Here is an 8,493-nt window from a genome sequence, read left to right as displayed (position 1 = left end):
CGCCGAGACCGAGCTCTGGCGCAACCCCGACACCCGACCCGACCCGCAGCCGCCCGACACCACCGGCCACTGGGGCACCCCACCCCAACCGACCGACGACGAAGCACCACCACCGTTCTGACGCCGCACCGATCTCACGCCGCACCGATCTCATGCCGCACCGTTCTGACGCCGCACCGTTCTGACGCCGACCTCGCTCGCCAGCCCGAGTGACACGCTTGTCATTCCGCGGCTCGTTGTGACACACTCGAGGCTGTCTCGAATTGTTCGACCGATGGGGAAGTCGCATCGAACGAGGGAGAGACGATGACTGCCGCGAACACGCTCCGACGACGTCCCGTTTCCACGACGGGGGTCGTCTGGATCCACGCGTCCCCGCGCGCCATGCGCACCCACTTGGAGTGGGCCGTCGGCAATGCCGTCGGCGACGCACTGCGCTTCGTGTGGCAGGGCCAGCCCGCCGCGCCCGGCATGGAGCGCACCGAGGTGCACTGGAACGGTCCCGCCGGCACCGGCGCCGCCATCGCGAGTGCCCTCGCCGGCTGGCGCGACGTGCGGTTCGAGGTCTCCGAGGATCCGACGCCCGGCAGCGACGGCATGCGGTGGATGCACACGCCGCAGCTCGGCATCACCGCCCGTCGCATCGACGCTGCCGGTTCCCTCGTCGTGCCCGAGGACCGCATCCGCAGCGCCATGGAGTCCGCCGGCACCGACGCGCGCGCCCTGCTGGCCGAGCTCGACGAGGCCCTGGGCGGCGCATGGGACCGCGAGCTCGAGGCCTACCGGCACGCCTCTGACGCATCGCCCGTCATCTGGCTGCACCGCGTCGGCTGACGCCTCTCGTCCGCAGACGCGCGTCGGCGGACCCACGAACGGCTGAGGGCCCCGCTGCGTACAGCGGGGCCCTCAGCATGTCGGTGTCAGACGGTCAGACCGACCGGATCGCGATGACGGCGTTGTGGCCGCCGAAGCCGAACGAGTTCGAGATCGCCAGCTGCGGTCCGTCGCCGAGCGGCATCGGCGTGCCCGAGATGCGCAGCGGCGCCTCCGGGTCCTGCTCCGTCACGTTGATCGTGGGCGGCGCGGTGCGCTCGACGAGCGCGAGCGCCGTGAACACGGCCTCGAGCGCGCCGGTACCGCCGAGCAGGTGGCCGTGGGCCGCCTTCGTCGCCGAGACCGGGATCTCGCTGATGCGGTCTCCGAAGATGCGGTGCATCGCGCGCACCTCGGCGACGTCGCCCACCGGAGTGGAGGTCGCGTGCGCGTTGATGTGCGTGACGTCGGCCGCCGTGGCGCCCGCCGCGGCGAGCGCCCTCTCGACCGCCCTGCTGGCGCCGAGGCCCTCGGGCTCCGGGGCGGTGATGTGGTACGAGTCGGCGGTCACGCCGCCGCCCGCGAGCTCGGCGTAGATCCGGGCGCCGCGCGCGAGCGCGTGCTCCTCGGTCTCGAGCACGAGCGCGGCCGCGCCCTCGGCCATGACGAAGCCGTCGCGGGTGATGTCGTAGGGGCGGGATGCGCCGGCCGGGTCGTCGTTGCGGCGCGAGAGCGCCTGCATCGACGAGAATGCCGCGAGCGTCATCGGGTGGATGGCCGACTCGCTGCCGCCGGCGATCACGACGTCGGCGAGGCCCTCCTGCAGGTGCGCGTAGGCGTGCACGAGCGCCTCGGTGCTCGACGCGCACGCCGAGGCGACGGTCTGCGCGTAGGCGCGCGCCTGGAAGTGCATCGAGACGGCCGCGGAGGGCGCGTTCGGCATGAGCATGGGCACCGTCATCGGCATGACGCGGCGCGGGCCCTTCTCGCGCAGCGTGTCCCACGCGTCGAGCAGCGTCCAGAGGCCGCCGATGCCGGTGGAGAAGTCGACGCCGAGGCGCTCGGGGTCGACGTCGGGAGAGCCCGCGTCGGCGAACGCCTCCTTGGCGGCGACGAGCGCGAACTGGCTCGAGGGGTCGAGTCGCTTGGCGACGGGTCGCTCGAGCACCGTGTCGGGGCGCACCTTGGCCTGCGCGGCGAACGTGACGGGAAGGTCGTACTTCTCGACCCAGTCGTGCTCGAGCGTGCTCGCGCCGGACTCGCCGGCCAGCAGCGCCTCCCAGCTCTCGCGGGCCGTGCCGCCGAGCGGCGACGATGCGCCGATGCCGGTGATGACGATCTTCTGCGTCATGGCTCTCCTCCAGAATGCCGCGTGCGGCCGGTCACCCGGCCGCACGCGAGTCGAAGCGAAGGCTCAGGCTGCCTGCGCGCCGGTGATGTAGTCGACCGCGTCCTGCACGGTCTTGAGGTTCTTGACCTCGTCATCCGGGATCTTGACGTCGAACTTCTCCTCGGCGTTCACGACGATCGTCATCATCGAGATCGAGTCGATGTCGAGGTCATCCGTGAACGACTTCTCGAGCTGCACGTTCTCGGTCGCGATGCCGGTCTCGTCGTTCACGAGATCGGCGAGTCCTGCGAGGACCTCGTCCTTGGTGAATGCCATCGGGTGTCTCCTTCTGTCTGGTGGACGGGTTGAAGTCTAGGGGAGGACGACGACCTGGGCGCCGTACACGAGGCCCGCGCCGAAGCCGATCTGGAGCGCGAGACCGCCCGAGAGCTCTGGCTGCTCCTCGAGGATGCGGTGCATCGCGAGCGGGATCGACGCCGCAGAGGTGTTGCCGGTCGTCGCGATGTCGCGAGCGATCACGACCGAGTCGGGCAGCTTCAGCTGCTTCGCGAACTCGTCGATGATGCGCATGTTCGCCTGATGCGGGATGAACGCGGCGAGGTCGGCCGGCTCCACGCCCGCGGCGTCGAGCGCCTCGCGCGCCTTCTTCGCCATCTCCCAGACGGCCCAGCGGAAGACCTTCTGGCCGTCCTGGCGCAGCGTCGGCCAGGCGGCGCCCTCGCGCATCGAGGCGAGCGGGTTCGTCATCCGGATCGTCTCCCACTGGGCGCCGTCCGAGCCCCACACGGATGGGCTGATGCCCGGCTCGTCGGAGGGGCCGATGACGACGGCGCCGGCGCCGTCGCCGAGCAGGAAGCTGATCGAGCGGTCGGTCGGGTCGACGATCTCCGAGAGCTTCTCGACGCCGACGACGAGCACGTGCTCGGCCATGCCGCTGCGCACGAGCGCGTCGGCCTGGGCGACGCCGTAGGCGTAGCCCGCGCACGCGGCGGAGATGTCGAAGGCAGGTGCGGGCGTCGCGCCCACGCGCTCGCACAGCAGCGAGGCCATCGATGGCGTCTGCACGGTGTTGCTGATGGTCGAGACGATCACCGCGTCGATGCGGGAGCCGTCGAGGCCAGCTCGCTCGAGCGCCTCGCGCGCGGCGGTCTCGGCGAGGTCGACGGCCTCGATGCCCTCTGAGGCGCGCACTCGGCTGATGATGCCGGTGCGCTGGCGGATCCACTCATCAGACGAGTCGATGGGCCCGACGAGGTCGTCGTTCGGCACATCGAGGTCGCCGCGCGCGGCGCCGACCGACAGGATGCGGGCGCCGTTGCGGGTGGGAAGGCTCGTCATCGTCGTCATGCTGCGGCTCCGCTCTCGAGCAGCGCCACGGCTGCGTCCAGGTCGTCAGGGGTGGTGATGCCGGCGGCGGGCACGCCGCGCAGGCCGCGCTTCGCGAGCCCGATGAGGGCGCCGGCGGGCGCGAGCTCCACGATGCCCGTCACGCCCGCATCCTGGAACGCCGCCATGCACAGGTCCCAGCGCACGGGGCTCGAGACCTGCCCGACCACGAGGTCGAGGAAGTCGGCGCCGGTCGCGACAGCGCTGCCGTCCCGGTTGGTCCAGAGCGTCGTGGTCGGGTCGGCGGTCGCCGTCGCGGCGGCCGCTGCCCGGAAGCGCTCGACCGCGGGCGCCATGTAGCCCGTGTGGAAGGCTCCCGCCGTCTGCAGCGGGATGACGCGCGCACGCGCCGGGGGAGCGGCGGCGAGCTCGCCGAGGGCATCGAGAGAGCCGGCGACGACGATCTGCCCGCCGCCGTTGTAGTTGGCGGGCTCGAGGCCGAGCTCGGCGAGCCGCGTCTCGAGCACGGTCTCCTCCGCACCGAGCACCGCGGCCATGCCGGTCGGCGTCTCGGCCGCCGCATCCGCCATCGCCCGGGCGCGCTCCCCGACGAGCGCCATGGCGGCCTGCGCCGTCAGCACGCCGGCCGCGACGGCCGCGGTGATCTCGCCCACCGAGTGACCCGCGACGCCGCCCGCGAGTGCCGCGCGCTCGCCGAGCGCATCGAGGGTGAGGATGCCTGCGGCGACGATGAGCGGCTGCGCGACGCGCGTGTCACGGATCGTGTCGGCGTCGCTCACGGTGCCGTGCTCGACGAGGTCGATGCCGGCGGCCTCGCCGAGGGCGCCGAGGCGCTCGCGCACGCCTGGCAGCTCGAGCCACGGGGCCAGGAAGCCGGGCTTCTGCGAGCCCTGGCCGGGAGCGACGATCACGATCACGGATTCATCCTTCCACTCACGACCTGCCCCGGCTTGCATGCCGGGTCGGGGTGGCGCTGCGCTGGGAGCGCTCGCGAGTCGCGTCGTGGATCGAGCCGAGGATGATCGCCGTGTGCAGCGCGAGCGCCTCGCGGGCACCCGTCGCGTCCCAGCCGATGATCTCGCTGATGCGCTTGAGGCGGTAGCGCACGGTGTTGGGGTGCACGAAGAGCTCCCGAGCGGTCGCCTCGAGCGATCGGCCGGTGTCGAGGTAGCACGCGAGGGTCGCGAGCAGGTCGCTCGAGTGGTCGCGCAGCGGCTGGTAGACGCCGCGCACGAGCTCCTGGCGCGCGAGCGGGTCACCCGCGAGCGCGCGCTCGGGCAGCAGGTCGTCGGCCCGCACGGGCCGGGGCGTGCGCCGCCAGGCGTCGGCGACCGCGAAGCCGGCGAGCGCGGCCTTCGCGCTGCGCGCCGCCTCGACGATGCTCGGCACGGCAGGCCCGAGCACGAGATGCCCGTCGCCGAAGCCCTCGGAGAGCTCACCCGCGATCGCGAGGAACTCGAGCGGCTCGTCGGTCGTCTCGTCGTCGTCGGCGGCAGCGCGCCCGATCACGACGACGAGCCGCGTGCCCTGCACGCCCACCAGCACGTCGCAGCCGGCGTGCCTCGCGCGTCGGCGGATGACGTCGACGTCGAGCACTCGCGGGGCGACGCCCACGAGCACGGCGCACTCGCCACGGCCGTGCCAGCCGAGCGCCGCCGATCGGCTCGGCAGCTCGTCGTCGTGCTCGCCCGTGAGGATCGAGTCGACGACGAGCGCCTCGAGCCGCGCGTCCCAGAGCCCCCGCGACTCGGCCGCGCGCGCGTAGACGTCGGCGGCCGCGAACGCGATCTCGCGCGAGTAGCGCAGGATCGGCTCGCGCATGAGCGGATCCGCGTCGCCGATGCGCTCCTCGAAGACCGACACCACCGTGCGGATCAGCTGCAGCGTCTGCTGCAGGCTCACGCTGCGCAGCAGCTCCCTGGGCGCCGCCGCGAAGACGTCGGCGGCGATCCAGGGCTGCGCCTCTGGATCCTCGTGCCAGGCAATGAACGACGTGATGCCCGACTGCGCGACGAGCCCCACCGCGCTGCGGCGCGATGGGGGCATCGTGCGGTACCAGGGCAGGCGGTCGTCGAGCGCCCGCATGACCTGGGTCGCGAGGTCGCCCGAGATGCGCCGCAGCCACCCGAGCTGCTGCGCCTTCAGCTCGGCGTCAGCGGACAGCGCGGGTCCTAGGACTCGCCGCCGGCGTTGCCCGACTGCCCCGCGTTCACGTCGTGCAGGCTGTACTTGTCGATCGCCTGCATCACCATGCCGAGCGGCACCTTCCCCTGCTTCGCGAGCGCCTCAAGGGCGCGCACGACCACCGAGTGGCTGTCGATCGTGAAGAAGCGACGAGCCGCGGCGCGGGTGTCGGCGAAGCCGAAGCCGTCGGCGCCGAGCGTCGCGTAGTCGCCGGGCACCCACTCGCGGATCTGGTCGGGCACGGCGCGCATGTAGTCGCTCGTCGCGATGAACGGGCCCTCCGCCGCCGAGAGGCGCTGCGTGACGTACGGCACCTTGGCGTTCGCCTGCGGGTTGAGCCAGTTGTGCTCATCCGCCTCGAGCCCGTCGCGGCGCAGCTCGCTCCACGAGGTGACCGACCAGATGTCGGCCGAGATGCCCCAGTCGCTGCCGAGCAGCTCCTGCGCGTGGTGCAGCCACGGCAGGGCGACGCCCGAACCGAGCAGCTGCACCTTGATCGGGTGGTGGTCGCTCACCGAGACGCGGTGGATGCCGCGGCGGATGCCCTCGACGTCGACGCCCTCGGGCTCGGCCGGCTGCACGTACGGCTCGTTGTAGACGGTGAGGTACATGATGACGTCCTCGGGCGTGTCCCCGTACATCCGCTCGAGACCCATCTGCACGATGTGCGCGATCTCATAGCCGTAGGCCGGGTCATACGCGAGCACGGCCGGGTTCGTGGATGCGATGAGCGGCGAGTGGCCGTCGGCGTGCTGCGTGCCCTCACCGGCGAGCGTCGTGCGGCCCGCGGTCGCGCCGATCAGGAAGCCGCGCGTCATCTGGTCCGCGGCCGCCCAGATCGAGTCGCCGGTGCGCTGGAAGCCGAACATCGAGTAGAAGACGTAGATCGGCACGAGCGGCTCGCCGTGCGTCGAGTACGACGAGCCGGCGGCGATGAAGGCCGCCATGGCGCCAGCCTCGTTGATGCCGACGTGCACGATCTGGCCGTCGGGCGCCTCGCGGTACTTGAGCAGCAGGTCACGGTCGACCGAGGTGTAGTTCTGGCCGTGCGGGTTGTAGATCTTCGCCGTCGGGAAGAACGCGTCGATGCCGAACGTGCGCGCCTCGTCGGGGATGATCGGCACGATGCGCTCGCCCCAGCCCTTGTCGCGCAGCAGGTCCTTGAGCAGCCGGACGAACGCCATCGTGGTGGCGACCTGCTGCTTGCCCGAGCCCTTCTTGGGCATGTCGTAGGTCTTCGCCTCGGGCAGCGGGATGATCGTGTGCTTCGAGCGGCGCTCGGGCGTGAAGCCGCCCAGCTCGCGCCGACGGTCCAGCATGTACTGGATCTCGGGGGAGTCGTCGCCCGGGTTGAAGTACGGCGGGTTGTACGGGTCGGCCTCGAGCTGCTTGTCGGAGATGTCGAGCTGCAGGTAGTCGCGGAAGGTCTTCAGGTCGTCGAGCGTGAGCTTCTTCATCTGGTGCGTCGCGTTGCGCGCCTCGAAGTGCTTGCCGAGGCCGTAGCCCTTGATCGTCTTCGCGATGATGACGGTCGGCTGGCCCTTGTGCTCGGCCGCCGCATTGTAGGCCGCGTAGACCTTCTGGTAGTCGTGGCCGCCGCGCTTCAGGCCCCAGATCTCGTCGTCGGTCATGTCCTTGACCAGCTCGAGCGTGCGCGGGTCGCGGCCGAAGAAGTGCTCGCGCACGAACAGACCCGACTCCGCCTTGTAGGTCTGGTAGTCGCCGTCGGGCGTGACGTTCATGAGGTTGCGGAGCGCGCCGTCGTGGTCGCGGGCGAGCAGGTCGTCCCACTCGCGGCCCCAGACGACCTTGATGACGTTCCAGCCCGCGCCGCGGAAGAACGACTCGAGCTCCTGGATGATCTTGCCGTTGCCGCGCACCGGGCCGTCGAGGCGCTGGAGGTTGGCGTTGATGACGAAGTTGAGGTTGTCGAGGCCGTCGTTGGCGGCGAGCTGCAGCGCGCCGCGCGACTCGACCTCGTCCATCTCGCCGTCGCCGAGGAACGCCCACACCTGCGAGTCGGCGACGTCCTTGATGCCGCGGTTGGCGAGGTAGCGGTTCGCCTGCGCCTGGTAGATGGCGCCGATGGGGCCGAGGCCCATCGACACGGTCGGGAACTGCCAGAAGTCGGGCATCATCCGCGGGTGCGGGTAGGAGGGGATGCCGTTGGGCCGCTTCGACTTCTCCTGGCGGAACGCGTCCATCTGCGACTCGCTCAGGCGGCCCTCGAGGAAGGCGCGCGCGTACATGCCGGGGGAGGCGTGGCCCTGGTAGAAGATCTGGTCGCCGCCGCCGGGGTGATCCTGGCCGCGGAAGAAGTGGTTGAGGCCGACCTCGTAGAGCGATGCCGAGGAGGCGTACGTCGAGATGTGGCCGCCGACGCCGATGCCGGGCGCCTGCGCCCGGTGCACCATGATCGCCGCGTTCCAGCGGATCCAGCGGCGGTACGTGCGCTCGATCGCCTCGTCGCCCGGGAACTCGGGCTCGTTGTCGGGCGAGATCGTGTTGATGTAGTCGGTCGTCGGCACCATCGGCACGCCCAGGTGCAGCTCCTTGGAGCGCTTGAGCAGGCTGAGCATGATCTCGCGACCGCGCTCGCTCCCGTTGGCGGCGACGAGCTGCGACAGCGACTCCTGCCACTCAGCGGTCTCGCTGGGGTCCATGTCGTCCGTGTGGCCCGAGTAGGGGTCCTGGTCGTTCAGCACCGATGCTCCTGACGTCGATTCTCGCGGCGCCCTGGGTGCGCGCGTCCGCGCATCCACTCTATCCACCGCGTCGAGCCGGACGCGTTCGTGCTG

7 protein-coding genes are annotated in these 8,493 nt (G+C 71.3%); 1 reads left to right on the top strand and 6 read right to left on the bottom strand.

Annotated elements, in window-relative coordinates; translation table 11 throughout:
* The first annotated feature begins 306 nt into the window (after window positions 1-306).
* Window positions 307-834, top strand: coding sequence for a DUF3145 family protein (locus tag ACLQ21_RS03255; RefSeq protein WP_425661379.1), 528 nt, complete (start codon window positions 307-309; stop codon window positions 832-834).
* 94 nt (window positions 835-928) lie between these two features.
* Here the strand turns inward: ACLQ21_RS03255 and ACLQ21_RS03250 are convergent, their stop codons facing one another.
* The 6 genes from ACLQ21_RS03250 to aceE all read right to left on the bottom strand — a co-directional run bounded on the left by ACLQ21_RS03250 (window position 929) and on the right by aceE (window position 8,358).
* On the bottom strand, window positions 929-2,164 hold the full coding sequence (locus ACLQ21_RS03250) for a beta-ketoacyl-[acyl-carrier-protein] synthase family protein (protein ID WP_425661377.1): 1,236 nt from the start codon (window positions 2,162-2,164) through the stop codon (window positions 929-931).
* Window positions 2,165-2,227: 63 nt separating this feature from the next.
* On the bottom strand, window positions 2,228-2,479 hold the full coding sequence (locus ACLQ21_RS03245) for an acyl carrier protein (RefSeq protein ID WP_343916685.1): 252 nt from the start codon (window positions 2,477-2,479) through the stop codon (window positions 2,228-2,230).
* Window positions 2,480-2,515: 36 nt separating this feature from the next.
* Entirely contained in the window at window positions 2,516-3,502 is a 987-nt protein-coding gene (locus ACLQ21_RS03240) for a beta-ketoacyl-ACP synthase III (protein WP_425661375.1), read from the bottom strand.
* 5 nt (window positions 3,503-3,507) lie between these two features.
* Window positions 3,508-4,428 carry an ACP S-malonyltransferase gene (locus tag ACLQ21_RS03235; protein WP_425661373.1) on the bottom strand — a complete coding sequence of 307 codons (921 nt, stop codon included), beginning with the start codon at window positions 4,426-4,428 and terminating at the stop codon, window positions 3,508-3,510.
* Between the two features lie 16 nt (window positions 4,429-4,444).
* Window positions 4,445-5,596: a PucR family transcriptional regulator gene (locus tag ACLQ21_RS03230; protein ID WP_425661371.1), complete on the bottom strand. Its 1,152-nt coding sequence runs from the start codon at window positions 5,594-5,596 to the stop codon at window positions 4,445-4,447.
* Between the two features lie 86 nt (window positions 5,597-5,682).
* Window positions 5,683-8,358: a pyruvate dehydrogenase (acetyl-transferring), homodimeric type gene (gene aceE, locus ACLQ21_RS03225; protein WP_425661427.1), complete on the bottom strand. Its 2,676-nt coding sequence runs from the start codon at window positions 8,356-8,358 to the stop codon at window positions 5,683-5,685.
* Between the last annotated feature and the right edge of the window lie 135 nt (window positions 8,359-8,493).

This window comes from Agrococcus sp. DT81.2 (assembly GCF_049844935.1).
GTDB lineage: Bacteria > Actinomycetota > Actinomycetes > Actinomycetales > Microbacteriaceae > Agrococcus.
Note: the sequence above shows the minus strand (reverse complement) of the source record. Positions and strands in the feature narration are given on the sequence as shown.